The organism is Pseudomonas kribbensis (assembly GCF_003352185.1).
Taxonomy (GTDB): Bacteria; Pseudomonadota; Gammaproteobacteria; order Pseudomonadales; family Pseudomonadaceae; genus Aquipseudomonas; species Aquipseudomonas kribbensis.
In genome coordinates this window covers 5,572,246-5,596,764 of record NZ_CP029608.1, presented here as the reverse complement: position 1 = coordinate 5,596,764, position 24,519 = coordinate 5,572,246, and the positions used below count along the sequence as shown (strand labels likewise).

Annotated in this window: 24 protein-coding genes; 17 read left to right on the top strand and 7 right to left on the bottom strand. The window is 62.9% G+C overall.

Going from position 1 to position 24,519, the window contains the following annotated elements; genetic code table 11:
• The first annotated feature begins 32 nt into the window (after positions 1-32).
• Positions 33-389, top strand: coding sequence for a hypothetical protein (locus tag DLD99_RS25595; RefSeq protein ID WP_114885807.1), 357 nt, complete (start codon positions 33-35; stop codon positions 387-389).
• Positions 390-393: 4 nt separating this feature from the next.
• On the opposite strand, the gene trxA is transcribed toward DLD99_RS25595, so the two are convergent.
• The 3 genes from trxA to DLD99_RS25580 are packed head-to-tail and all read right to left on the bottom strand — an operon-like array spanning position 394 to position 2,423.
• Positions 394-1,266, bottom strand: coding sequence for a thioredoxin (gene trxA, locus DLD99_RS25590; RefSeq protein ID WP_102620873.1), 873 nt, complete (start codon positions 1,264-1,266; stop codon positions 394-396).
• A gap of 39 nt (positions 1,267-1,305) precedes the next feature.
• Positions 1,306-1,962 (bottom strand): class I SAM-dependent methyltransferase, encoded by a 657-nt coding sequence (locus DLD99_RS25585; protein WP_114885804.1) that lies wholly within the window; start codon positions 1,960-1,962, stop codon positions 1,306-1,308.
• Positions 1,959-2,423 carry a hypothetical protein gene (locus DLD99_RS25580; protein ID WP_114885802.1) on the bottom strand — a complete coding sequence of 155 codons (465 nt, stop codon included), beginning with the start codon at positions 2,421-2,423 and terminating at the stop codon, positions 1,959-1,961. Before DLD99_RS25580 ends, DLD99_RS25585 begins: the two co-directional genes overlap by 4 nt.
• Positions 2,424-2,551: 128 nt before the next feature.
• On the opposite strand from DLD99_RS25580, the gene nrdR reads away from it, so the two are divergent.
• The 12 genes from nrdR (at position 2,552) to DLD99_RS25520 (ending at position 11,247) form a co-directional block, all read left to right on the top strand.
• Positions 2,552-3,016, top strand: coding sequence for a transcriptional regulator NrdR (nrdR, locus tag DLD99_RS25575; RefSeq protein ID WP_003228656.1), 465 nt, complete (start codon positions 2,552-2,554; stop codon positions 3,014-3,016).
• A complete protein-coding gene (gene ribD / locus DLD99_RS25570; protein ID WP_114885801.1) occupies positions 3,013-4,146 on the top strand; it encodes a bifunctional diaminohydroxyphosphoribosylaminopyrimidine deaminase/5-amino-6-(5-phosphoribosylamino)uracil reductase RibD in 1,134 nt (377 codons plus the stop codon). The genes nrdR and ribD overlap by 4 nt, the downstream gene beginning before the upstream one ends.
• A 47-nt stretch (positions 4,147-4,193) precedes the next feature.
• Complete coding sequence (locus tag DLD99_RS25565) at positions 4,194-4,871, top strand: riboflavin synthase (protein WP_114885799.1); 678 nt, start codon at positions 4,194-4,196, stop codon at positions 4,869-4,871.
• Between the two features lie 16 nt (positions 4,872-4,887).
• The gene (gene ribBA, locus DLD99_RS25560; RefSeq protein WP_065259547.1) at positions 4,888-5,979 is read left to right on the top strand and encodes a bifunctional 3,4-dihydroxy-2-butanone-4-phosphate synthase/GTP cyclohydrolase II; all 1,092 of its coding nucleotides are present in this window, start codon (positions 4,888-4,890) and stop codon (positions 5,977-5,979) included.
• 91 nt (positions 5,980-6,070) lie between these two features.
• Positions 6,071-6,547 carry a 6,7-dimethyl-8-ribityllumazine synthase gene (gene ribH / locus DLD99_RS25555; RefSeq protein ID WP_003228649.1) on the top strand — a complete coding sequence of 159 codons (477 nt, stop codon included), beginning with the start codon at positions 6,071-6,073 and terminating at the stop codon, positions 6,545-6,547.
• On the top strand, positions 6,544-7,044 hold the full coding sequence (gene nusB / locus DLD99_RS25550) for a transcription antitermination factor NusB (protein ID WP_085712321.1): 501 nt from the start codon (positions 6,544-6,546) through the stop codon (positions 7,042-7,044). The genes ribH and nusB overlap by 4 nt, the downstream gene beginning before the upstream one ends.
• A gap of 17 nt (positions 7,045-7,061) precedes the next feature.
• A complete protein-coding gene (gene thiL / locus DLD99_RS25545; protein ID WP_114885797.1) occupies positions 7,062-8,027 on the top strand; it encodes a thiamine-phosphate kinase in 966 nt (321 codons plus the stop codon).
• On the top strand, positions 8,024-8,527 hold the full coding sequence (locus DLD99_RS25540) for a phosphatidylglycerophosphatase A family protein (RefSeq protein ID WP_065259550.1): 504 nt from the start codon (positions 8,024-8,026) through the stop codon (positions 8,525-8,527). Before thiL ends, DLD99_RS25540 begins: the two co-directional genes overlap by 4 nt.
• Positions 8,528-8,555: 28 nt before the next feature.
• A complete protein-coding gene (locus DLD99_RS25535) occupies positions 8,556-9,290 on the top strand; it encodes a substrate-binding periplasmic protein (protein WP_085712319.1) in 735 nt (244 codons plus the stop codon).
• Between the two features lie 123 nt (positions 9,291-9,413).
• On the top strand, positions 9,414-10,031 hold the full coding sequence (gene ribA / locus DLD99_RS25530) for a GTP cyclohydrolase II (RefSeq protein WP_065259552.1): 618 nt from the start codon (positions 9,414-9,416) through the stop codon (positions 10,029-10,031).
• The gene (locus DLD99_RS25525) at positions 10,028-10,447 is read left to right on the top strand and encodes an MFS transporter (protein WP_114885795.1); all 420 of its coding nucleotides are present in this window, start codon (positions 10,028-10,030) and stop codon (positions 10,445-10,447) included. Before ribA ends, DLD99_RS25525 begins: the two co-directional genes overlap by 4 nt.
• Positions 10,447-11,247 (top strand): cobalamin-binding protein, encoded by an 801-nt coding sequence (locus DLD99_RS25520; protein ID WP_114885794.1) that lies wholly within the window; start codon positions 10,447-10,449, stop codon positions 11,245-11,247. Before DLD99_RS25525 ends, DLD99_RS25520 begins: the two co-directional genes overlap by 1 nt.
• 3 nt (positions 11,248-11,250) lie before the next feature.
• On the opposite strand, the gene DLD99_RS25515 is transcribed toward DLD99_RS25520, so the two are convergent.
• The 4 genes from DLD99_RS25515 to DLD99_RS25500 form a co-directional block, all read right to left on the bottom strand.
• Positions 11,251-13,134, bottom strand: coding sequence for a TonB-dependent receptor domain-containing protein (locus DLD99_RS25515; protein WP_114885791.1), 1,884 nt, complete (start codon positions 13,132-13,134; stop codon positions 11,251-11,253).
• Positions 13,135-13,273: 139 nt separating this feature from the next.
• Entirely contained in the window at positions 13,274-15,172 is a 1,899-nt protein-coding gene (dxs, locus tag DLD99_RS25510) for a 1-deoxy-D-xylulose-5-phosphate synthase (protein ID WP_114885789.1), read from the bottom strand.
• A 91-nt stretch (positions 15,173-15,263) separates the two neighbouring features.
• Complete coding sequence (ispA, locus tag DLD99_RS25505) at positions 15,264-16,151, bottom strand: (2E,6E)-farnesyl diphosphate synthase (RefSeq protein ID WP_096820759.1); 888 nt, start codon at positions 16,149-16,151, stop codon at positions 15,264-15,266.
• Complete coding sequence (locus tag DLD99_RS25500) at positions 16,148-16,390, bottom strand: exodeoxyribonuclease VII small subunit (RefSeq protein WP_007894317.1); 243 nt, start codon at positions 16,388-16,390, stop codon at positions 16,148-16,150. Before DLD99_RS25500 ends, ispA begins: the two co-directional genes overlap by 4 nt.
• 364 nt (positions 16,391-16,754) lie before the next feature.
• Here DLD99_RS25500 and DLD99_RS25495 point away from each other — a divergent pair, with 364 nt between their 5' ends.
• The 4 genes from DLD99_RS25495 to DLD99_RS25480 are packed head-to-tail and all read left to right on the top strand — an operon-like array spanning position 16,755 to position 24,519.
• Positions 16,755-17,558 (top strand): YfaP family protein, encoded by an 804-nt coding sequence (locus DLD99_RS25495; protein WP_114885788.1) that lies wholly within the window; start codon positions 16,755-16,757, stop codon positions 17,556-17,558.
• A 51-nt stretch (positions 17,559-17,609) separates the two neighbouring features.
• Positions 17,610-19,322, top strand: coding sequence for a DUF2138 domain-containing protein (locus DLD99_RS25490; protein WP_114885786.1), 1,713 nt, complete (start codon positions 17,610-17,612; stop codon positions 19,320-19,322).
• Positions 19,292-19,957, top strand: a complete 666-nt coding sequence (locus DLD99_RS25485) for a DUF1175 domain-containing protein (protein WP_162803517.1) — start codon at positions 19,292-19,294, stop codon at positions 19,955-19,957. Before DLD99_RS25490 ends, DLD99_RS25485 begins: the two co-directional genes overlap by 31 nt.
• Positions 19,954-24,519: an alpha-2-macroglobulin family protein gene (locus DLD99_RS25480; RefSeq protein ID WP_114885782.1), complete on the top strand. Its 4,566-nt coding sequence runs from the start codon at positions 19,954-19,956 to the stop codon at positions 24,517-24,519. Before DLD99_RS25485 ends, DLD99_RS25480 begins: the two co-directional genes overlap by 4 nt.

The window sequence follows — 24,519 nt, the reverse complement described above, 5'->3', positions numbered from 1 at the left end:
CATGCAGGTCAGAAATGTGCGGGAGCGAAGTTATGTTGCGAATACGCGGAACCGTCGGTGAGTTGCCGGTGGATTTGACCCTGGAACTGGATGAAAGCGACTGGGCGCGGCTCGGTGCGCAGTTTGGCGTGCAGGTGCAAACGGCCCAGCCGCAAGCCGCTGCAGCGCCTGTGACGAAACCGGTGAATCAGGATGACGCGGTGTGGCAGGTCGCCAGGGATTTGCTGCGCAAGGCCGGGCAACTCAGCGGGCCGGAACTGCTGGATCAGCTCGAGGGGCTGACCGGCAGCGCGGCGGCGGGCAAGCGCTTGCTGGTGCGCCTGCGGCATTCGTCGGACGTGAAAGTGGCGAGCGGCGGAGACACGCCGCTCTACAGCTGGATCGAGTAAGCGCTTAGTAAAGCGCGGCAAACACCTTGCGCCGGTAAGCGGTCACCAGCGGGTGATCGTTGCCCAGCAGTTCGAACACTTGCAGCAAGGTCTTGTGCGGCAGGCCTTCGCCGTAGCTGCGGTTGCGGATGAACAGCTTGAGCAGGGCGTCGAGTGCCGCTTCGTATTGCTGGCGGGCCAGTTGCTGGATCGCCAGTTGATACACCGCTTCATCGTCCTGCGGGTTCTGCGCCAGACGGCTTTTCAGGTCGGCGGCATCCGGCAGGTCACGGGCCAGGCCGAGGAACTTGATCTGCGCCTTGGCGCCGGCCAATGCAGCCTTGTGCTCGTCGCTCTTGACCGCGTCGAGCACGGTTTGCGCTTCGCCCAGTTCACCGCGTTCGGTCAGGCAGCGGGCATACAGGATCAGCGCCTTGGCGTTGGTGTTGTCTTCGTTGAGCATCACCACCAGTGCCGCTTCGGCATCGGCGTAACGGCCTTCGTCGAACAACGCCTGGGCTTGTTCGAACGGATCAGCCGCTGCCGGCGGTGGCATCTTCACATGCGGTTCAAGCAGGGCACGCACGGCGGATTCCGGCTGGGCGCCGGCAAAACCGTCCACCGGTTGACCGTCCTTGAACAGCACCACGGTCGGCAGGCTGCGGATACCGAAACGGGCAACGATGTCCTGCTCGACGTCGCAATCGACCTTGGCCAGCAGCAACTCGCCCTGATAGCTCTCGGCGATGCCTTGCAGCATCGGCATCAGCGCCTTGCACGGCGCGCACCATTCGGCCCAGAAATCCACCAGCACCGGTTTTTGAAAGGAGGCCTCGATCACCGACTGGTCGAAGTCGGCCGTCGTGGCGTCGAAAATGTACGGCGTTTGCTGACTCATGGGGGATCTCGTAAAAGCGTGAATGGGGCAACTATACGGTCAGGCGCGGGCCGCGTGGTAGAGGCTGACATGGCGAAACTCTTCGGGCTCGGCCAGATCCGGCAGGGTCATGGCTTCGAGCATTTCAATGCGCCGGTACAGTGGATGACGGAAATCCCTGACCCGCGAATCCGCTACCAATGCTTCGCGGCCGCGACTGAGAAAGGCGTCGAGCAGCGGCAGGTTCTCGCGGTCGTACAAAACGTCGGCCACCAGGATCAGATCGAAGCGATCCGCCTCGGCGAAGAAATCCGTGGAGTAGCTCATCTGCACATCATTGAGTTCGGCATTCGCCTGGCACGCGGCAATCGCCAGCGGATCGAGGTCGCAGGCCACCACTTCCAGCGCGCCGGCCTTCACGGCGGCAATCCCGGCGATCCCGGAACCGGCGCCGAAATCCAGTACGCGTTTGCCACGGACCCACTCGGGAAATTCCGCCAGATAACGCGCCACCGCCAGACCACTGGCCCAGCAGAAACTCCAGTACGGCGGCTCGTGCAGGATCCGCCGGGTTTCGTCCGGGCTGAATTCCCGGGCCATGTTGTCGCCGTCGATCAGCCACAGCTGCAAATCGGTATCCGGCAACGCACAGGCTTTCAGCCGGGCATCACCGAGCAGTTCGCCCAGCGCCTGTTGCAGGTCCAGCGGTGCATTCATGGCGCTTTGACAAACTGCAGTTGGCCCAGGGCCTGAGTGGTCGGCTGGCTGATGGTCTGCGACGGCAGGTGCAGGATCAACTGGCCGGATTGAGTGGCGCGGCCACGCAGTTCAACCCGCGCGCCGACCGGGAACGCATCAGGATTGAAGCGCAGGCGAAACGGCAGAACCTGGTTGTTGCCGATCAGGCTGGAGCTGGCGAGCAATTGTTGCGGGCGACCTTTCTCGTCGATCACCAGCAGCGCCAGTTCGACTTCGGCGCCCGCCGGCACGCCTTGCAGGGTGCCGCTCAGTTCCCGTTGATACGCGGGCAGCGGGCCGAGGTCGGCTGCTTCCTTGGCCTTTTTCTGCGCCTGTTGCGGCGCCGGGCCCGGCGTTGGTGGCTGCGGCTTGGGCTTATCGCTGCCACAGGCCACCAGCAGGGCGAAAACACTGAGCAAAACGAGCGGTCGTAGCGACATTGGTGGCTCCGTCAAAATGAAATCCATGGATCAAACGATCATGGCAGTCTGTATACCGCAAAGCCTATGGCTTGTCTTGCCACCGGGATGCGCTACCATGGCCCTCCCTTTTTTTGTTGCCAGCCACCATGCACTGTCCCTTCTGCGGTGCCAACGACACCAAGGTCATCGACTCGCGTCTGGTCGCCGAGGGCGAACAGGTGCGCCGCCGGCGTGAATGCCTGGCCTGCGGCGAACGTTTCACGACGTTCGAGACGGCCGAACTGGTGTTGCCGCGCCTGATCAAAACCGACGGCAGCCGCCAACCGTTCGACGAAGAAAAACTCCGCGCCGGCATGCAGCGCGCCCTGGAGAAACGTCCGGTGAGCGTCGAGCGTCTCGAGTCCTCGCTGGTGCACATCAAACACAAGCTGCGCGCCACCGGCGAACGCGAGGTCAAATCCCTCGTGGTCGGCGAACTGGTGATGGCCGAGCTGCAAAAGCTCGATGAAGTCGCCTACATCCGTTTCGCTTCCGTGTACCGTCGCTTCCAGGACCTCAACGAGTTCCGCGAAGAGATCGACCGTCTCGCCCGTGAACCGGTGAAAGAATGACCACCGCCGCCGAGCAGGCCATCCTCGACGCCCGTTTCATGGCCCGGGCCCTGGAGCTGGCGCGCAAAGGGCACTACACGACGCACCCCAATCCACGGGTCGGCTGCGTGATCGTGCGCGACGGGCAGATTGTCGGCGAAGGCTGGCATGAGCGCGCCGGCGAACCCCACGCCGAAGTCCACGCCCTGCGCGCCGCCGGTGAGCTGGCCCGGGGCGCGACCGCTTACGTCACCCTCGAACCTTGCAGCCACCACGGCCGTACACCGCCCTGCGCCGATGCGCTGGTGAATGCCGGTGTCGGTCGGGTGGTCGCGGCGATGCGCGATCCGAATCCGCAAGTCGCCGGGCGCGGTCTGCAGCGTCTGGCCGATGCCGGCATTGCCACTGAAAGCGGTGTGCTGGAAAGCGAGGCGCGCAAGCTCAATCAAGGTTTTCTGAAACGCATGGAACACGGCTTGCCGTTCGTGCGGGTCAAGTTGGCCATGAGCCTCGACGGTCGCACGGCGATGGAAAGCGGCGAAAGCCAATGGATCACCGGCCCTGCCGCACGTTCGGCGGTGCAGCGCTTGCGCGCCCAGGCCAGTGTGGTGCTGACCGGCGCCGACACGGTGCTGGCTGATGGCGCACGCCTGACCGTCCGCGGCGATGAGCTGGGGCTGGATGTTGAACAAACCGCGCTGGCCCTGAGCCGTCCGCCGCTGCGGGTGTTGATCGATGGACGCCTGCGAGTGCCGCTGGATGCACCGTTCTTCAAGGCCGGCCCGGCGCTGGTCGCCACCTGCGTGGCCATCGAAGAACAGTACGCCCATGGCCCGGAATGCCTGATCGTGCCGGGTGATGACGGGCAGGTCGATCTGCATCAATTGCTGATCGAGCTGGCCAACCGTGGCGTCAACGAAGTGCTGGTCGAGGCCGGCCCGCGACTGGCCGGCGCGTTTGCCCGGCTCGGTCTGGTCGACGAGTTCGTGATCTTCATCGCCGGCAAGTTCCTCGGCTCCACGGCGCGTCCGCTGCTGGACTGGCCGCTAGCCTATATGAAGGATGCGCCGGAGCTGAAAATCACTGAAATTCGCGCGGTTGGCGATGACTGGCGAGTCACTGCAATCCCTGTCTCATCGGCGAGCGTATAATTCCCGGCCATCGCGTTAGCGCTGGCTTCGTTCTCAAGGAGAACCCCATGTTTACCGGCATCATCGAATCCATCGGCAGTATCCGCGCACTGACCCCAAAGGGCGGTGATGTGCGGGTGCATGTCGAAACCGGCAAGCTCGACCTGAGCGACGTCAAACTCGGCGACAGCATCGCGGTCAACGGCGTATGCCTGACCGCCGTTGAACTGCCGGGTGACGGCTTTGCCGCCGACGTCAGTCGCGAAACCCTCGACTGCACCGCCATGAATGACCTGAAAAGCGGCAGCCCGGTCAACCTGGAAAAAGCCCTGACCCCGACCACCCGTCTCGGCGGACATCTGGTCAGCGGTCACGTCGACGGTGTCGGCGAAGTGGTCTCGCGCAGCGACAATGCCCGCGCCGTGGAATTTCGCATCCGCGCGCCGAAGGAGCTGGCCAAGTACATCGCCCACAAAGGCTCGATCACCGTCGACGGCACCAGCCTGACCGTGAACGCGGTCGATGGCGCCGAATTCCTGCTGACGATCATTCCGCACACCCTGAGCGAAACCATCATGGCGTCCTACAAGCCAGGTCGCCGGGTGAACCTGGAAGTCGACTTGCTGGCGCGTTATCTGGAGCGTCTGCTTATGGGCGACAGGGCCGCTGAGCCTGACTCTTCACAAAAGCCTGGCGGTGGCATCACCGAAAGCTTTCTGGCCGCCAACGGCTACCTCAAATCCTGACTGAAGGGGGTGCCTTGTGGCGCTCAATAGCATCGAAGAACTGGTTGAAGACATCCGCCAAGGCAAGATGGTCATCCTCATGGATGACGAAGACCGCGAGAACGAAGGCGACCTGATCATGGCCGCCGAATGCTGCAAGGCCGAGCACATCAACTTCATGGCCAAGCACGCCCGTGGCCTGATCTGCATGCCGATGAGCCGCGAGCGCTGCGAAACCCTGAAGCTGCCGCTGATGGCGCCGCGCAACGGTTCCGGTTTCGGCACCAAGTTCACCGTGTCGATCGAAGCCGCCGAAGGCGTGACCACCGGCATCTCCGCCGCTGACCGCGCACGGACCGTGCAAGCGGCCGCGGCGAAAGACGCGAAAGCCGAAGACATCGTCAGCCCTGGCCACATCTTCCCGCTGATGGCCCAGGCCGGTGGCACCCTGGCCCGCGCTGGCCACACCGAAGCCGCCTGCGACCTGGCGCGCATGGCCGGTTTCGAGCCGAGCGGCGTGATCTGCGAAGTGATGAACGACGACGGCACCATGTCCCGTCGCGCCGAACTGGAAGCTTTCGCGGCTGAGCACAACATCAAGATCGGCACCATCGCCGACCTGATTCACTACCGGATGATCCACGAACGTACCGTTCAGCGGATTGCCGAGCAGCCACTGGACAGCGAACTGGGCCAATTCAACCTGGTGACCTATCGTGATTCCGTGGAAGGCGACGTGCACATGGCACTGACCCTGGGCACCGTCTGCGCCGAAGAGCCGACCCTGGTTCGCGTGCACAACATGGACCCGCTGCGCGACCTGTTGATGGTCAAACAGCCGGGCCGCTGGAGCCTGCGCGCCGCCATGGCTGCGGTTGCCGAGGCCGGCAGCGGTGTGGTGCTGTTGCTCGGTCACCCGCTGGATGGCGACGTGCTGCTGGCGCACATCCGTGAAACCGGCGATCAGGCGGCGGTGAAAAAACCGACCACCTACAGCATCGTCGGTGCCGGTTCGCAGATCCTGCGTGACCTCGGTGTACGCAAAATGCGCCTGATGTCGGCACCGATGAAGTTCAATGCGATATCCGGTTTCGATCTGGAAGTTGTAGAATACGTGCCCTCCGAATAATGACCGGTTGTTTCCGGACCCGAATTCGCGGCAAATAAATCACTGAGGGACGCGAAACAGACGCGTCCCGGCTCTTTAAGAGATCTGACGAATGACCCTGAAGACCATCGAAGGTACCTTCATCGCCCCTAAAGGCCGCTACGCTTTGGTAGTGGGCCGTTTCAACAGCTTCGTGGTTGAAAGCCTGGTCAGCGGTGCAGTTGATGCCCTGGTTCGCCACGGCGTGAGCGAAAGCGACATCACCATCATCCGCGCACCTGGCGCCTTCGAAATCCCGCTGGTTGCGCAAAAAGTCGCCCAGAAAGGCGAGTTCGCAGCAATCATCGCCCTGGGCGCGGTCATTCGTGGCGGCACTCCGCACTTCGAATACGTGGCTGGCGAATGCACCAAGGGCCTGGCCCAGGTGTCCATGGAATTCGGCGTACCGGTCGCTTTCGGCGTCCTGACCGTTGATTCCATCGAGCAAGCCATCGAACGTTCCGGCACCAAGGCCGGCAACAAAGGTGCTGAAGCTGCCCTGTCCGCTCTGGAAATGGTCAGCCTGCTGGCGCAGTTGGAGGCCAAGTGATTAGCGACGATAGCGATCGTTTCAACCCGCGCGATCCGAAACCTGCGGATGCCGGCAAGCCATCGAAGAGCGCCAAGCGCCGCGAAGCCCGTCAGCTCGCGACTCAGGCCCTGTATCAATGGCACATGGCCAAGGCTTCGCTGAACGAGATCGAAGCGCAGTTCCGGGTCGATAACGATTTCACCGATGTCGACGGCGCGTATTTCCGCGAAATCCTCCACGGGGTTCCGGCCAATCGCACCGAAATCGACACCGCGCTCAAGCCTTGCCTGGACCTGGCGATCGAAGAGCTGGACCCGGTTGAACTGGCGGTTCTGCGCCTGTCCACCTGGGAACTGCTCAAGCGCGTCGACGTGCCGTACCGCGTTGTGATCAACGAAGGTATCGAACTGGCCAAGGTCTTCGGTTCGACCGACGGCCACAAGTTCGTCAACGGCGTGCTCGACAAGCTGGCACCACGCCTGCGTGAAGCTGAAGTGAAGGCGTTCAAGCGCTAAAACGCGCTTGATACCTCATGGGCGAGTTTGAGCTGATCCGCAATTTCTTCGCCGCCGCGCCTTGTGCGCAGGGCGGCGAGGGCGTTGCACTGGGGATCGGTGACGACTGCGCCTTGCTGGCGGTTCCCTCCGGGGAACAGCTGGCGATTTCCACCGATACGCTGGTGGCCGGCGTGCATTTCGCCGATCCCTGCGATCCGTTTCTGCTCGGTCAGCGCTCGCTGGCTGTAGCGGTCAGCGACCTCGCTGCCATGGGCGCCACGCCCGTCGCCTTTACCCTTGCCCTGACTTTGCCGACGGTAACTGCCGATTGGCTGCAAGCCTATGCCCGTGGTTTGAACCGCATGGCGCAAAGCTGCAGTGTGACGTTGGTCGGAGGTGACACGACGCGCGGACCGTTGAGCCTGACCGTCACCGTGTTCGGTCGCGTCCCGGCCGGCCAGGCCCTGACTCGCAGCGGCGCGCAGCCCGGCGATCTGTTGTGCGTCGGTGGTGAGCTGGGCAATGCCGCCGGGGCCTTGCCGCTGGTGCTTGGCCAGCGCGAGGCTGAACCGCACATCGCCCAGCCGCTGCTCGATCACTACTGGTCGCCGCAACCGCAACTGGCCCTCGGTCAGGCCCTGCGCGGCAAGGCCACTTCGGCGCTGGATATCTCCGATGGCCTGCTCGCCGATTGCGGCCATATCGCACTGGCTTCGAAGGTTCGCCTCGAAGTCGAACGCGAGCGCGTGCCGCTGTCGGACGCGCTGGTGGCGTTTCTTGGCCAGCGCGGCGCCGAACGTGCGGCGTTGAGCGGTGGCGATGATTACGTGCTGGCCTTTACCTTGCCGTCCGTCGAATTGCCGGCGCTGCTGGCAGATGGCTGGTTGATTCACGTGATCGGGCGCGTGGCCGAGGGGCAGGGCGTGGTGCTGCTGGACCGCGAAGGGCATGACATCACCCCGCAAATCCGGGGTTATCAACATTTTCAGGAGTCACCGTGACAGATCACCCGAAACAGGTTCCCGGGGAATTCGTTCCGCCGTCGGTCTGGCGCAATCCCTGGCATTTCATTGCATTCGGCTTCGGTTCGGGCACCTTGCCGAAAGCACCGGGCACGTGGGGCTCGTTAGTTGCGCTACCCTTTATTCCGTTGTGGCAGATGTTGCCCGACTGGGGCTACTGGCTGATGCTCGGGATCACCATGCTGTTCGGCTTCTGGCTGTGCGGCAAGGTGGCCGACGATCTGCGGGTGCACGACCACGAGGGCATCGTCTGGGACGAGATGGTCGGGATGTGGATCACTCTGTGGCTGGTGCCGGAAGGCTGGTACTGGTTGCTCGCCGGGTTCCTGATGTTCCGCTTCTTCGACATCCTCAAGCCGTGGCCGATCCGCTGGATCGACCGGCATGTGCATGGCGGCGTCGGCATCATGCTCGACGACGTGCTGGCGGGCGTGTTCGCCTGGCTGGCGATGCAGGGGCTGGTGTGGATTTTCGCCTGATTTCAGGGCGTGGATGAGGGACACAGGGATGGCTCGACGCGGGTTGGCGATACTGTTTTTTATCCTGCTGGGTGCGGTTGCCCATGCACAGGATGCGCCGCCGTCGGTCATTCACCTGGCCAGTGAAGACTGGGAAGACTACACCGCCGCCGATGGCCACGGCCTGGGCTGGGACGTGCTGCGCAAGGTGTTCGAACCCGCCGGCGTGACTCTGGATATCCGTACCGTGCCGTATACCCGCTCGGTGGGCCTGGTGCAGTTGAAGGAAGTCGACGCGCTGGTCGGCTCCTATCGCGGTGAGGCCGAGCAGGTTCTGTATCCCAAATGGAACTTCGATTCCGATCACATCTACGCACTGGGCCTGGCCAGCAACCCGGCACCGACCGAGGCCACTCTCGGCAAATACCGGCTGGCCTGGGTGCGGGGTTATCGATACGAGACCTACCTGCCGAACATCAAGCGCTACAACCAGATCGAACGCCGCACCGGGATCCTGTCGATGCTCAAGCAGGGGCGGGCGGATTACTACATCGATGCGCTGACGGAAATCGAAGCGGTGGTGAGAAATGCCGCCGACCCTTCGCAATACCGTTATTCGCATCTGGCTGAGTTGCCGCTGTACCTCGGCTTCGCCGACACCCCTCAGGCCCGTGCGCTGATGTCGATCTATGACCAGCGCATGGATCAGCTGGTGAAAAGCGGCGAATTGAAGCCCATCTTCGAACGCTGGAAACAGCCGTATCCGTTCGACCGGGGGCAATGACGGCAGGCCAGTCATCAAACTTTTTGATCGTTATGGCCGATAATTCAGCCTAAGCGTCTGCCGGAACCTGCTGTTACAATGCCGCCCAGCGAATCTCGGACTTTTTAGATCAGGAGCACACCGGTGCCTGTCGTTTTTGTCGCCGCTTCCAAGCTGCCAACGCCTTTTGCGCAATTCACCATGCACGGTTTTCTCGATGAAGCCACCGGCCGCGAGCACGTCGTGCTGAGCCTGGGTGAGATTGCCGACGGTGCCCCGGTACTCGGCCGGTTGCACTCCGAATGCCTGACCGGCGATGCCTTGTTCAGCCAGCGTTGCGACTGCGGCTCGCAACTGGAAGCTGCGTTGAAGGCGATCGCCCGCGAAGGTCGTGGCGTGTTGCTGTACCTGCGTCAGGAAGGTCGTGGCATTGGCCTGCTGAACAAGATCCGTGCCTACGAATTGCAGGACGGCGGCGCCGACACCGTTGAAGCCAACGAGCGCCTGGGCTTTGCCGCCGACCAGCGTGACTACGCGATGTGCCTGCCGATGCTGGAGCATCTGGGCGTGAAATCCCTGCGCCTGATGACCAACAACCCGCGCAAGGTCAAAGCCCTGACTGACATGAACATTGTCGTCGCCGAGCGCGTACCGCTGCACACCGGCCACAACCCGCACAACAAACTCTACCTGGCGACCAAGGCCAGCAAGCTCGACCACATGATGGGCAATGAACATCAGGGCGAGGTAGACCGGGCGTGACCCGCGGTCAGGTGCGCCGCCGCCTGTCGGTCGCCTGGTGGAAATACCTGGCGCTGGCACTGGTGCCGCTGTTCGTGCTCAACGCCGTATTCGGCGAGAGCGAAGCGATCATGCCGGTGCTGGCGATGCCGTTGTTCATTGCCGGTGTGGCCTCGATGTTTGTCAGCCTGAAGTTCTTCGGCCGCTACAAACATGCGCTGATCGCCACGCAAAAAGCCCTCGATACCCCGGATGAACCCGCTGCGTGGATTGCCCTCGCGGCTCGTCGTCGCACGGCGTTTCTGGCGGCGGGGTTGCCGGCGTGGATCGGCGCACTGGCGGTGTTCGTCGGCCTGGAGGCCGTGCCGCTGATGCTGCTGGCGCTGTCCACGGCGGTGCTGTTCTACCTCTACCGTATCCCGCGTCAACTCGGTTGATGCGTCGTCTCTGGCTGGCGGTACTGCTGCTGGCCGTCAGCAGCGAAACCCTGGCCGCCCTGCGGGTGGTCAGTCTCGCGCCATCCTTGTCTGAAATTGTTGTTGAACTGGATTCGGCCGACCTGCTGGTGGGCGTGCTGGATGCCGGTGACCGACCGTCCGCAATCAAGGATGTGCCTTCGGTGGGCCGTTATGGCCAGCTCGACATGGAGCGGCTGCTCAGCCTCAAACCTGACTTGTTGCTGCTGTGGCCCGGCAGTGTCGGCCCGGCCCAGCGCGATCAGCTCAAGCGCCTGAACATTCCGACCTTCGTTGCCGAACCCCACAGTTTCGAGCAGTTGACCATGCAGATCGAAGCCATCGCTGCGCAGCTCGGTCGTCCTGAGCGCGGGGTTGAACGGGCGGCCGAGCTGCGGCGCAAGACTGATGAGCTGCGCCAGCGCTATCGACGGGAAACGCCGCTGCGGGTGTTCTATCAAGTCTGGGACAAGCCGCTGTACACCATCGGCGGCGGGCAGATCATCAGCGATGCGCTTGAAGTGTGCGGCGCACGCAATGTGTTTGCCGACCTGACGCTGCCGGCGCCGCAGGTGAGCATCGAAGCCGTATTACAGCGTGATCCCGAGGTGATTCTGGCCGGCGATCAGCCGCAACTGGATGCGTGGAATGCCTGGCCGCAGGTGGCGGCGGTGAGGCACAGGCAGTTGCTGTTGGTCACCGATAAAGGTCTGGAGCGTCCAAGCGGGCAGATGATCGAGGCGACGGCCAAACTCTGCCAGTTGATTGCGCCAGACCGCTGACCGCTAGAGCTGCGGCGTCCAGGTCACCCCGAACATGAATGCCCGGCCTTCCTCACGATAGCCATACTGACTGCCGTCATGGCTGTACAGCGCCCGGCTGTAACCCTTGTCCAGCAGGTTATCCACCTTGAAATCCAGCTTGATCTCACGGTCCAGCGCCCAGCTGCTGCGCAGTCCCAGCAACGCATAACCACCCAATGGCTGCTGATTGTGCAGGTCGTCATAACTGCTGCTGACGGCCTGCCAACTGGCGCCGAGGCCGAGGCGATCGAACTGCCGATCCAGATCCCAGCTCAAGGTACGACGGGCACGCCGCGCCAAGGTGTGGCCGGTGTCGCGGTCGCGGGGATCGATGATTGCCACGCCGAGGTTGCTCTGCCAGCCGAAAAGGTCCTGTTTCAGCGCTGCTTCGAAGCCGTTGATCCGTGCCGAGGCGACGTTCTCTGGAGGGTTGCCGTCAGCGGCGATAATCGCGTCCTTCAGATCTGTACGATAAATCGACGCCTCTATGCGGCTGCTGTCATTCAACTGGCTGCGCCACTGCAACTCATAGCTTTTGGAGGTTTCCGGCTTCAGATCCGGATTGCTGTACTTCGGGTAGTACAGGTCGTTGAAAGTAGGGGCACGGAATCCTTCGCTGTAGCTCAAGAGCAGATCGTTGTCGGGATTGACCGGCAACGTCAGGGTGCCGCTCCAGCTGTTCTGGCCGCCGAACTGCTGGTTGTCGTCACGACGCAGGCCCAGTTCGGTGGAGAAACTGTCGGCCTGATAACGATGCTGGATAAACGCGGCGCGATTCCAGCGGCTGTCTTCGTCGAACGCGGTGCTGCTGTTGATCCGGTCTTCGTACCAGTCGCCGCCAAGGATCAGGCTGTTGCGTGAATCCAACGTCAGGTCGTTCTGCCAATTCACCGAATCCCGGTAGGTGTTGAACACAGAGCGTTCGTCGCTGAGCTTGTCGAACGTCTTTTCGCGATTTTCGCTATGACCGAACTCGACGCGGGCTTTCCAGATTTCGTTAATCCGAGCGTCTAAGTAACTACTGACGCTGCTGACGTCAAAGTCACTATATTGCTGTTGTTGATAGGACTGCTTTGTCGGGAAGTCATATCTACCGTAGGGACTGTCGAACTCGCTTTTGCCACGGTTATCCAGCAGGTTGGCGCCCACTTCGATGTCATCGGTCAGCGCATGGCTGAGGCTCAGGCTGATGGATTTGTTGCGGTAGGCATCGTGATCGCTGTCGCTGGGATAGGACTCGTGGGTGCGGTCGATCCCGGCGGTTTCATCGAGGCTGGCGCCGAGGTTGAAACGGGTTTTCTCATCGCCGCCGGACAGACCGACACTGCGCTCCCAGGTCTGGTTGCTGCCGAAGCCGACATGCATTCGCGGCTGTAAGCCTTGCTCAGCGCCGCGCCGGGTGAAGATCTGAATCACCCCGCCAATCGCATCGCTGCCGTAGATCACCGAGCGTGAACCGCGCAGCACTTCGACGCGTTCTATCTGCTCAATGTTGAGGTGTTGCAGGTTGCTGTCGCCGGAGGTGGAATTGCCGATGCGCTGGCCATCGACCAGCACCAGGCTCTGTGCCGATTGCGTGCCGCGAATGTAGATCCCCGGCAGACTGCCGCGCCCGCCGGTTTGTGCCACTTGCACGCCGGGTACCCGTTGCAGCAGATCGGTGACGCTGCGCGGTTGCAGGCGCTCGATGTCTTCGCGGGTGAATACGGTGTTGGCAGCGCTGCTGTCGTTGCGCGCTTCCACCTGGCGGTTGGCGCTGATCAGCACGTCCGGCAGCTTCAGGGCCTGATCGCGTTCGAAGGTGTCGGCGAGGGCGTTGGTGATTGGCAGCAGGAGGAGGGGCAGGGCGAGACGCGAGAGGTTCATCGGTATTCCGTCGGTATTTCCGGTGTGCGCAAATCAATGTGGGAGCGAGCCTGCTCGCGATTGCGGTGTGTCAGTCGGCATTGAAGTGACTGACAGTACGCTATCGCGAGCAGGCTCGCTCCCACATGGGCATTGCGTTTTACTTGTTAAGCAGCTCCAGGCGCTCTCGCACCGCCGCTTCGATCCCGGCTTCGTCCAGACCGCACTCGGCCAGCATCTGCGCCGGTTTGGCGTGCTCGACGTAAATGTCCGGCAAGCCAAGGTGCAGCACCGACTTGAGGATATTCTCGCGAGCGAGGAATTCGCTGACCGCGCCACCGGCACCGCCCATGATCGCGTTCTCTTCGATGGTCACCAGCAGGTCGTGGCTGTTCGCGATTTCGCGTACCAGTGCTTCGTCCATCGGCTTGACGAAACGCATGTCGACCACGGTGGCGTCCAGGGTTTCGGCGACGTTCAGCGCTTCGGCCAGCTGCACGCCGAACACCAGCAAGGCAACGTTGCTGCCCTGACGACGAACCACACCCTTGCCGATCTCGATCGGTTCGAGGTTCTTCTCGATGGTCGCGTTCGGGCCGGTGCCACGCGGGTAACGCACCGCCGCCGGGCCGTTGTACAGGTGGCCGGTGGTGAGCATCTTGCGCAGTTCGTTTTCATCGCTCGGGGTCATGATCACCATGCCCGGGATGCAGCGCAGGAACGACAGGTCGAAGCTGCCGGCGTGGGTCGGGCCGTCTTCGCCCACCAGACCGGCGCGGTCGATGGCGAACAGCACGTCGAGGTTCTGCACCGCGACGTCATGCACCAGTTGGTCGTAACCGCGTTGCAGGAACGTCGAGTAGATCGCCACCACCGGCTTGGCGCCTTCGCAGGCCATGCCGGCCGCGAGGGTCACGGCGTGCTGCTCGGCAATCGCCACGTCGAAGTAGCGCAGCGGGAAACGTTCGCTGAACGCCACCAGGTCCGAGCCTTCCTTCATCGCCGGAGTGATGCCCACCAGGCGCGGGTCGGCAGCGGCCATGTCGCACAGCCATTCACCGAACACGCCGGAATACTTCGGCCCGCCGGCCTTTTTCGGCGCAGCGGCCGGGGCGTCCAGCGGCTCGAGTTTGGTGATGGCGTGGTAACCGATAGGGTCGACTTCCGCCGGGGCGAAGCCTTTGCCTTTCTTGGTGACGATGTGCAGGAACTGCGGGCCTTTCAGATCGCGCATGTTGCGCAGGGTGGCGATCAGGGTCGGCAGGTCGTGGCCGTCGATCGGGCCGATGTAGTTCCAGCCCAGCTCTTCGAACAGGGTGCCGGGAACCAGCATGCCTTTGGCGTATTCTTCGGTGCGACGGGCGATTTCCCAGGCGCCGGGCAGGCGCGACAGCACTTTCTTGCTGCCTTCGCGCATGCTCGCGTAGGTGCGGCTGGAAAGGATTTTCGCCAGATAGTTCGACAGACCGCCGACGTTGCGCGAGATCGACATGTCGTTGTCGTTGAGGATCACCAGCATGTTGGCGTTCACTTCCGGCGCATGGTTCAGCGCCTCGAACGCCATGCCGGCGGTCAGCGCGCCGTCACCGATCACCGCAATCGCCTTGCGATCACTGTTCTGCAGGCGGGCGGCGATGGCCATGCCCAGTGCGGCACTGATCGAGGTGCTGGAGTGGCCGACGCCAAAGGTGTCGTACTCGCTCTCGGAGCGGCGCGGGAAGGCGGCGATGCCGTCCTTCTGGCGCAGGGTTTCCATGCGCTCGCGACGACCGGTGAGGATCTTGTGCGGATAGGCCTGATGACCAACGTCCCACACCAGCCGGTCGTCCGGGGTGTCGAAGACGTAATGCAACGCGATGGTCAGCTCGATGACGCCCAGGCCGGCACCGAAATGCCCACCGGTCTGGCCGACCGTGTAGAGCAATTCCAGGCGCAACTCATCAGCCAGGGTTTCCAGCTCGGCTTCGCCTAACCGGCGCAGGCCGTCCGGCGTGTTCGCGCGGTCGAGCAGGGGCGTGGTCGGGCGCTTGCGGGGAATCTCATGGAACGTCGTGGGCATCAGGCGAATCGTTATAGGTATAAAAGATGCGGCAGTTTACCTGATGCATCGTCCCCTGCCCACGCGTTGGTCTTTTTTGGCTGATTAGCCTTTAGTTGCGTCGGTCGACGATATACCGGGCCAGATCGCGCAACGGCTCGGCAGCCGCGTCAAACGGTCGCAGCGCGTGCAGGGCCTGATCGCGCAGTTCCAGGGCATAGGCCTTGGCGGCGTCGAGGCCAAGCAGGGCCGGGTAGGTCGGCTTGTCGCGGGCAATGTCCGCGCCCTGGCGTTTGCCGAGGGTTTCGGTATCGCTTTCGACGTCGAGGATGTCGTCCTGCACCTGGAACGCCAGGCCGATGGCCTGTGCATAACTTTGCAGGGCCTTGAGTTCATCCTTCTCGGCGCGGCCGCTGGCCAGGGCGCCGAGTTTGACGCTGACTTCGATCAGGGCGCCGGTCTTGTGCCGGTGCATCTGTTCGAGGGCTTTTTGATCGAGCTTGAGGCCGACCGAACCGAGGTCGATGGCCTGGCCGCCGACCATGCCGGCCGGGCCTGCCGCGTGCGCCAGCGCCGTGACCTGTTGCAGGCGGATATCCGCGCTCAGGTCGCTCAGACGCGGGTCGAGCAGGGCGCTGAACGCCAGGCTCTGCAGGCCGTCACCGGCGAGAATCGCGCAGGCTTCATCGAATTTCTTGTGAGTGGTCGGCTGGCCGCGACGCAGATCGTCGTCGTCCATCGCCGGCAAATCGTCGTGTACCAGCGAGTAGGCGTGAATCAGCTCCACTGCACTCGCCGCGCCGTTGGCCTGCTCGGCCTTGCCGCCGAGGGCTTCGCACGCGGCGTAAGCCAGCAGCGGACGCACGCGTTTGCCGCCGTTCATCACGCTGTAGCGCATCGCTTCGTAAAGCCGCGCCAATTCCGGCAGCGGTGCGTTGAACAGGGTTTCCAGTGCCGCATTGACCCGCGCCTGGCTGGTCGCCGAATACGCCGCGATCATTCTGGCTGGTCCGCGTCGAAGGGTTCCTCGGCCAGCTCGCCATCGCGCTCCAGCAGCACCTGGACCTTTTGCTCGGCCTGGGCCAGCGCTGCCTGGCAGTCACGGGTCAGACCGATGCCCTGCTCGAAAGCGGTCAGCGAGTCTTCCAGCGACAATTCACCGTTCTCCAGACGCTCGACCAGTGTTTGCAGGTCGGCGAGGGACTGTTCGAAATCCAGTGCAGCTTTTTTGCGGGCCATGGCGGCTAATTCCGGTTGACGTTAAACCGGCGCGACACTAGCAGATAGGGGGTTTATGGGCAAATGAGCGGCGGTTTCACGGCCATCCCGGGCGGATGGGAAACGGGTTTTGAACGTGATGGAAATTATTCGGCTCATTTCGTGAGCCGAATAAGTCCGCTATTCGGCTCACGCCTGGTCAATGTGCGTGATTCCTACCGCATTTCAAGATGTATCCGATTGTTAAAAAACTGCCGAATCGCTAACCTTCGCGCCTTCTACGACCCGACAGTCACGGGTCTTTCAGACGAAACGCAGTTTTCACCGCTGTGAAGTACCGAGGATCGGGTGCAAGGTTTCGTTCAGGCATGGCAGGAGGCATTACATGCGTTCATTTCTTTTGCTGCTGATCGGCCTGGCCTGCGTGCCGGCGCTGTCGGCTGCGCAGACCAATCCGATCAGCGCCGAGATGTCGGAACCGGTGGGCGGCTGGCGCTACAACGGTTTGCTCGACCGCAGTGAAAACCCGCAAGTCGCCTATCCCACGCCGCCCATCGATCGCGGCATCCAGCGTAATCGCACGATGATTCAGGGCCAGCTCAAGGCCATTGGCAATCAGCGCGGGCCGCACACCCTGGCGGTCAACGGCAATCCGCTGAACCTGTACACCGACGACGATGGGCGTTTCGCCCGGCCCTATGCGTTCGGCGCCGGCTCCAACAGCGTCGAAGTGCGCAGTGCCGAAGGCCAGTCGCTCAAGCGCGTGCAGTTCTACGAAGCGAACAACCTGCGCACACCGGCGCGGATTCGTGTGGTGCTCGGCTGGGACGATCCCAAGGCTGAACTCGACCTGCACATCATTACCCCGGACGGCCAGCATGCGTTTTTCGCCCACACGGCGTTGACCAACGGCGGCGGTCTGGACCCGGACGGCGTCGACGGCCCCGGCCCGGAAATGTTCACCATGACCGCGCCGCTGCATGGCACCTATCTGGTTTACGTCAACTATTGGGGCAACTTCGGCGACGGCGGCTATAACTTCGAGGAGGCCAGCAACCAGAACGAGGTCATCACCTCGCAGATCACGCTGGTGCTCAACGAAAACACCGTCGACGAAAAACGCGAAACGTTCATCGTGCCCCTGCGGGCCATCGGTGATCTGCTGCTGGTCAAGACTTTCAACTATTAAGCATCCCGCACCACGGATGAACTGCCGAGCTTTGGGAACATGAGCGAGAAGATGAGCGAAAACACTGAGACCCCGGCGACCGCCGCACCCACCGCCAAACCTTCCCGGCGCTGGCCGTTGCTGGTGGCCGGGCTGTGCCTGGTGGCCGGCGTGGCGGGCGGGCTCGGCTGGTTGATGCACAAGCCCAAAGTGCCGGCGGCGGCACTGGCCAGTGACAAGCTCGGCCTGAGCCGTCCGGATGCGCTGCTGGAAACCCGTTCCCTGAGCCAGTTGCCCAAGGACCTGCTGACGGTGCCGTTCCTCAAGGCCACGCTGACCGAGGATTTCGTCTTCTATTACGAAACCCACGCCGACCGCCTCGGGCTGATCGGCAGTCTGCGTCGGATCATCTACGAGCATGACCTGAAGCTGCAGGACAGCCTGATCGAGCAGCTCTTCGATCAACCGGCAGACGTGGCGCTGTGGCGCGGCGCCGATGGTCGCCTGAAGGATTTCCTGCTGGTGATGGATCGCGGCGGGCTGGCCAAGCTGCTGGAGCCGCTGGCGAAAGTCGCTCTGGACGATTCGCAACTGAGCGTCTTCAGCACCCTGAAAGTCGGCGGTGAGGACGTGCCGCTGTATCAACTGACCTACAACGCCAGCAAATCCCTGCTGTTCGCCTCCCGTGGCGACAAACTGGTGGTGCTGTCGAATCCGGCCAAGTTCTACGACCCGGAAAGTGGCGCTTCCGAAGAGTCCGGCCATGTTTCGCCGCAGGCTTTGGCGGCGCTGCTCAACGGCGAAAAACTGTTCCCCGAAGCGTTCGGGCTGCCGGCCAAGACGCCTGAAACCAGGCAGCGTCTGTCGGTCAATTCCAGCGTCCTGGCCATGGGTTATCAGCGTTTCATCCCGAATTTCGCCGGCCTGCGTTTCGACATGGACGACAAGGGCTGGCACAGCTTCCTGGCCATGGATGAACTGGACAACCAGCCGGACTTCGATTTCAAACCGGTCTGGCAAGCCATGCCGCTGGGCGCCAGTGCCTGCGTGACCTTGCCGGTGGCCGCCGAGCCGCAGAAACCGTTGCTGGTGAAACTCGGCGCCGAAGAAGCGGTGGCGCAGAAACTCACCGAACACGTGGCCGGCGCGGCGGGCCTGTGCTGGTACGCCGATTCGCGGCTGTACACGCCGTTGCTGGTGGCCAGTCTGAAAGACGAGGACAGCGGCAAACTCGACGCTGATATCGGCACGCTGTTCGATTCGATGGTCGGCGCCTACGAAAGCAAGGTCGACGACCACGCGTTCCCGGTGGTCGAGAAGCAGGAAGGCCAGAGCCACCTCTGGCAGCGTCAGGTCAGCTCCAACTTCGGCCCTTACGCGGCCAAGGATGCCGAGAACCCGGACGCGATCACCGGCCGTGCCTTCATGAAAGTCAGCCTCGCGCGTCACGGTTCGACGCTGCTGTTTTCCCTCGACGACAAACTGGTCGACAAGGCCCTCGGTACCCTCGACAAACGCTTCCCGCCGATGGCCGATGTGTTGCCGAAGGACGTGCTGATGCCGATCTACTTCGGCCCGGATTCCATGGCGCAACTGATGCAACAGGAAACCCTCGACAGCCTGCCGCAGGACATGGAGCCGGTGTTCTACAACGCCGCGCAAACCTACCTGATCCCGAAACTGCGCACCCTCGGCGGCATGGGCAAATACGCCCTGACCTTGCCGGAAGGCAGTGAGCCCGACGGCCACTGGCAATGGCTGCCGCTGGAGTGGAAAGCGCTGTGACGGCATTGATCCGCAGCCTCGGCCTGCTCGCGCTGTTACTGAGCGCGGGTGCCCGAGCGGTCGAAGCGCCGGCGCTCGATCCTGCGCAGTCTCAGGTTTTTCGCGCCTGGTTCGTGCGCATCGCCCAGGAGCAGTTGAGCAAAGGCCCGAGCCCGCGCTGGTATCAGCAGGACTGTGCCGGGTTGGTGCGGTTTGCCGCCAACGAAGCGCTGAAAGTCCATGATGACAAATGGCTGCGCAGCAACGGCGTGTCCAACCGCTACCTGCCGCCGGAGCTGTCGTTGAGTGACGAGCAACGCAAGTTCGCCCAGCAATGGCAGCAGGGCGGCGGCAAGGTCGGCCCCTACGTCAACGCGATCAAACTGATTCAGTTCAACAGCCATCTGATCGGCCGCGACGTGTCCCAGGCACGGCCCGGCGATCTGATGTTTTTCGATCAGGGCGATGACCAGCACCTGATGATCTGGATGGGCCGCTACATCGCCTATCACACCGGCACGACCACCCCAACCGACAACGGCATGCGTTCGGCAAGCCTGCAGCAACTCATGACATGGAAGGACACCCGATGGATACCCGACGCAGCCAACCCCAACTTCATCGGCGTCTATCGACTGAACTTTCTCTCCCAATGACCGGTGCCCGCATGCTGCGTTTACTGCCTTTTCTGTTGCTGTTAGCCCTGCCGTTTTCGGCGGTGAATGCCGAAGACTCCGTCGAGCCAAGCGGCTACACGCCGGTGTCCGGTGAAAGCTTCTTCCTGTTGGCCGACAGCAGTTTCGCCAGCGACGAGCAGGCGGTGGTGCGCCTCGAAGCGCCGGGTCGTGACTACCGTCGTTTCCGCATGGAACCGTACGGCGGAGCCGATATTCGCGTGTACAAGATCGACAAGCCGCTGGACTTCCTCAAGCGCCAGAAGAACCTGCACCGCGTAGTCAGCGACGGTCAGTTCAAGGGCGAAGGACTGTCGAACACCCTCGCGTACCTATGGGATAACTGGTATCGCAAATCCCGTCGGGTGATGCAGCGTGCCTTCTCCTACGAGTCGCGCCAGCAAGTCACCGAGGAAGTGCCAGAACTGAAGATGGGCAACGCCATCGCCGCGCCGACGCCGTACGACGCGCAACCGCAGTTCGCTCTGATTCCGGGCCTGCCGGTGGTCAGCCAGTTCCGCTATCCGCTGTGGCAGGCCAAGCCGATCCAGCCTCCGGCCGGGGTCAATCTGGCCGGGTCGTCCAGCGAGTTTGTCAGCGTTGCGCCGGGTAACGTGTACATCCCGTTGGGCAACCTGAAACCGGGCCTGTATCTGGTCGAAGCGCTGATCGGCAAGTACCGCGCGACCACCATGGTTTTCGTTTCCAACACCGTCGCGGTGAGCAAGATTGCCGGTGATGAATTGCTGGTGTGGGCCGCGCGCAAACACGAAGGCAGCTCGGTGCCGAAGGTCAATGTGCTGTGGACCGACGGCCTCGGCGTGATGAGCAGCGGCGCCACCGACACCGATGGTCTGCTGCGCCTGAAACATGTCAGCCCGGAGCGTTCGTTCGTCATTGGCGAGGACGAAGAGGGCGGGGTGTTCGTCTCGGAAAACTTCTATTACGACAGCGAAATCTATGACACCAAACTCTACGCCTTCACCGACCGGCCGCTGTATCGCCCGGGCGATTGGGTGTCGCTGAAAATCGTCGGACGTGAATTCAAGAACGCACGGGATTCGGTATTGCCGGGAGCGGCGGACGTCAATGTCAGCGTGCTCGATGCCACCGGCACCGAGTTGCAGCGCCTCGACCTGAAACTCGATTCGAAGGCCGGCACCCAGGGCCGTTTCCAGTTGCCGGACAACGCGGTGGCCGGTGGTTATGAGCTGCGTTTCAACTACAAGGATCAGGCCTACAGCAGCGCGTTCCGGGTGGCCGAGTACATCAAGCCGCACTTCGAAATCTCGCTGAATCTGGCCAAGCAGGATTACCGCACTGGCGATCCGGTGAAGGGCAGCCTGGTGCTGCTGTACCCGGACGGCAAACCGGTGGCCAACGCCAAGCTGACCCTGAGCCTACGCGCCCAGCAACTGTCGATGGTCGACAACGAGCTGCAATACCTCGGGCAATTCCCGGTGGAACTGACCAGCACCGAACTGACCACCGACAGCAAAGGCAACGCGACCCTCGACCTGCCGGCCGCCGACAAGCCGAGCCGCTACATGCTTACCGTGTTCGCCAGCGATGGCGCGGCGTACCGGGTCAAGACCACCAAGGAAATCCTCATCGACCGTGGCGCCGCCAGCTTCCGTCTGACTGCGCCGCAGCGTTTCAGCGCAGTCGGTGACAAGGTCGCGTTCAGCTACGCCAACGAAGGCGGCAGCGAACAGGCGCAGGCCGTAGTGCCGAGCGGCTACAGCTGGGTACGTCTGGAAGACCAGACCACCGGCGAAGGCAAACTGGTGGCGAATGACAAAGGCTTCAGCGTGACGTTCGATCGTCCGGGCACCTACAACCTGTCGCTGAAGGATCAGTTCGGCCGGGTGCTTGGCGGCACCGGTCATTCCGTTACCGGCGATGGCGTCAAGGCCGTGCCGGGCACCGTGGAAATCGTCCTCGACAAGCCCGAGTACAAGGCTGGCGACGAAGCACTGGCGCTGATCACGTTCCCGGAGCCGGTCAGCGATGCGCTGCTGTCGCTGGAACGCGACAAGGTTGAAGCCACCGCGCTGCTGGCCAAGGGCGGCGACTGGCTGAAACTGGAAAAACTCAGTGAAACCCAATACCGCGCTCGCATCCCGGTGAAGGACAACTTCGCGCCGAACCTGACGTTCTCGGTGCTGTACACCAAGGGCGGTCAGTACAGCTTCCAGAACGCCGGGATCAAAGTCGTCGCGCCGCAGATCGACGTGGCGATCAAGACCGACAAAGAGACCTATCAGCCGGGCGATACCGTGACGGTCGACCTGACCACGCAGTTCGCCGGCAAGGCTGTACCGGCGCACCTGACGGTCAGCGTGGTCGACGAAATGGTCTACGCGCTGCAACCGGAAGTCGCGCCGACCATCGACCAGTTCTTCTACCACCCGCGCCGCAACAACGTGCGCACCAGCGCCAGCCTGTCGTTCATCAGTTACGACGTGGCATTGCCGGGCAGCCCCGGCGCGCCGGGCAAGGCCAATCGTAGTGAACGCGGGGTAAAAGTGCTGGAGCGGCCGCGTCGCGAAGACGTCGACACCGCCGCGTGGCAGCCAGAGTTGCTGACCGATGCCGACGGCAAGACTCGCTTCACCTTCAAGATGCCGGACTCGCTGACCCGCTGGCGCATCACCGCGCGGGCGATTGCCGATGACGGTCAGGTCGGGCAGAAGAAGCAGTTCGTCCGCTCGGAAAAACCGCTGTACCTGAAGTGGAGCGGACCGAGCAAATTCCGTAAGGGCGATCAGCCGCAACTCGGCGTGTTCGCCTTCAGCCAGGCCGAGAAACCGGTCAAGGCTGAACTGGTGACGCACTACGCCGGCGCTGAACAGCGCCTGCCGGTGACCCTCAACAACGGCATCAACTACCTGCCGCTGCCGGCATTTGCGTTGGCCACTGGCGAGTGGACGGCCGAACTGGTGCAGGACGGCAAAACCGCCGACGCCCTCACTGTGCGCCTGACCGCGACCGGAGAAGGCTGGCAAGTGACGCAGACTCAGAGCCTCGACGTGGCCAGCGGCGACACGCCGTTGACTCTGCCGGCGGATGCCACCGACATTCGCCTGCGTCTGGATGACAGTCCGCAAGCGCTGTTCCGTTCGGCCCTCGACGATCTGCTCAGCTATCCGTACGGCGGCGTCGAGCAGACCGCCAGCCGCTTGCTGCCGCTGAGCATCGCTTATCCGTCGCTGGCGTCGAGCCCGCAGATTCGCGATCGCCTGCGCCTGATCATGCAGAACAGCCGTCTGCGTCTGGTGCAAATGGCCGGGCCGTCGGCGAGCTTCACCTGGTGGGGCTTCGACGGCGAGCCGGATGCGTTCCTCACCGCTTACGCCTATTACGCCGACTGGAACGCCAGCCAGGTGCTGGAACTGACCCTGCCGCCGGAGCACTGGCAGCGGGTGCTGGAGGTCTACGCCAAGCAGGCGCCGAATACGCCATTGCTGCAACGGGCGCTGATTCTGTCGTTCGCCAAGCAGATGCACTTGCCGGTCAACACGCTGCTCAGCGGCTTGATGGAGGATCTGGCCAAGGCCGGGGAAGGCAATGCCGCGAACCTGATGGACGACGGTGAAGACAGCCTGGTGATGAGCGATCCGGATTCGGCGCTCGGTCTGGCGGCGGCGCGGGTTTTGACCGCCTCGCTGGCGACCCAGTCGAAAGTCGCTCTGCCGGATGCGTTCAATCGTCAGCTGGGCGCTGCGCAACAGCGTTTGGCCGTCAGCTCTCAACCGTTTGTCGAAGCATTGAACCTGTCGCTGCAACCGTTCGATCAGGCCCGTGCGTCAGCGCTGCTGCAACGCCTGTTGCCGCAGCAATCGACCCTCGAGCGTGCGCTGGCGCTGACCTGGCTGCAACGCAGCATCGCCCAGGCGTCGCCGACCATCGCGCTGGCGCCGGGCGAAGGCTGGAAGAAAAACTACGGCGCGACCGGCGAGATGTATTGGACGTGGCAGGGTGCTGCGTCGGTGCCGAGTGTGTTGTCGGTGTCGGGCACTCAGGAGCGTCCGTTGCGTGCGGCGCTGAGTTTCCAGACCCAGCAACCGGCGGTCGATCCGATGGCGGTGACCATCACCCGTCGCCTGTCGCGTCTGGTGCCGGGTGACGAAGCCTTTACCTTCAAACTGGAGCCGGTCGGCACCAAACCGTTGTCCAGCGACAGCCTGTACCTGGACGAAGTGATCCTCACCAGCAAGGCACCGAAACCGCTGCGCTACGGCATGCTGGAAGTGCCGCTGCCGCCGGGCGCCGATGTCGAGCGCACCACGTGGGGCATCAAGTTGCAGGGCAAGGACGGCACCGAGCCGACCGCGCTGGAGAAAGCGCGGTTCGAACCGGGCCAACTGGCCTACGCCGTGCCGGTGGATGCGCTGAGCGGTGAATTGCGTCTGCGGCATCTGGTGCGCTTCTCGCAGAAGGGCCAGTTCAACTTGCCGCCGGTGCGTTTCACTCAGGTCTACGCGCCGCAGCATCAGGCCCAGGAAGCGAAAGCCGCCCTCGGCCAGGTCACGGTCAACTGA

Coding starts and splice junctions, on each gene's coding strand:
- ribD (WP_114885801.1), top strand. CDS start 3,013: ATGACCACCGCCGCCGAGCAGGCCATCCTCGACGCCCGTTTCATGGCC.
- nrdR (WP_003228656.1), top strand. CDS start 2,552: ATGCACTGTCCCTTCTGCGGTGCCAACGACACCAAGGTCATCGACTCG.
- dxs (WP_114885789.1), bottom strand. CDS start 15,172: ATGCCCACGACGTTCCATGAGATTCCCCGCAAGCGCCCGACCACGCCC.
- DLD99_RS25580 (WP_114885802.1), bottom strand. CDS start 2,423: ATGTCGCTACGACCGCTCGTTTTGCTCAGTGTTTTCGCCCTGCTGGTG.
- trxA (WP_102620873.1), bottom strand. CDS start 1,266: ATGAGTCAGCAAACGCCGTACATTTTCGACGCCACGACGGCCGACTTC.
- thiL (WP_114885797.1), top strand. CDS start 7,062: ATGGGCGAGTTTGAGCTGATCCGCAATTTCTTCGCCGCCGCGCCTTGT.
- DLD99_RS25515 (WP_114885791.1), bottom strand. CDS start 13,134: ATGAACCTCTCGCGTCTCGCCCTGCCCCTCCTCCTGCTGCCAATCACC.
- DLD99_RS25490 (WP_114885786.1), top strand. CDS start 17,610: ATGAGCGAAAACACTGAGACCCCGGCGACCGCCGCACCCACCGCCAAA.
- DLD99_RS25595 (WP_114885807.1), top strand. CDS start 33: ATGTTGCGAATACGCGGAACCGTCGGTGAGTTGCCGGTGGATTTGACC.
- DLD99_RS25585 (WP_114885804.1), bottom strand. CDS start 1,962: ATGAATGCACCGCTGGACCTGCAACAGGCGCTGGGCGAACTGCTCGGT.
- DLD99_RS25485 (WP_162803517.1), top strand. CDS start 19,292: ATGGCTGCCGCTGGAGTGGAAAGCGCTGTGACGGCATTGATCCGCAGC.
- DLD99_RS25520 (WP_114885794.1), top strand. CDS start 10,447: ATGCGTCGTCTCTGGCTGGCGGTACTGCTGCTGGCCGTCAGCAGCGAA.
- DLD99_RS25495 (WP_114885788.1), top strand. CDS start 16,755: ATGCGTTCATTTCTTTTGCTGCTGATCGGCCTGGCCTGCGTGCCGGCG.
- DLD99_RS25500 (WP_007894317.1), bottom strand. CDS start 16,390: ATGGCCCGCAAAAAAGCTGCACTGGATTTCGAACAGTCCCTCGCCGAC.
- DLD99_RS25480 (WP_114885782.1), top strand. CDS start 19,954: ATGACCGGTGCCCGCATGCTGCGTTTACTGCCTTTTCTGTTGCTGTTA.
- DLD99_RS25565 (WP_114885799.1), top strand. CDS start 4,194: ATGTTTACCGGCATCATCGAATCCATCGGCAGTATCCGCGCACTGACC.
- DLD99_RS25535 (WP_085712319.1), top strand. CDS start 8,556: ATGGCTCGACGCGGGTTGGCGATACTGTTTTTTATCCTGCTGGGTGCG.
- ispA (WP_096820759.1), bottom strand. CDS start 16,151: ATGATCGCGGCGTATTCGGCGACCAGCCAGGCGCGGGTCAATGCGGCA.
- ribH (WP_003228649.1), top strand. CDS start 6,071: ATGACCCTGAAGACCATCGAAGGTACCTTCATCGCCCCTAAAGGCCGC.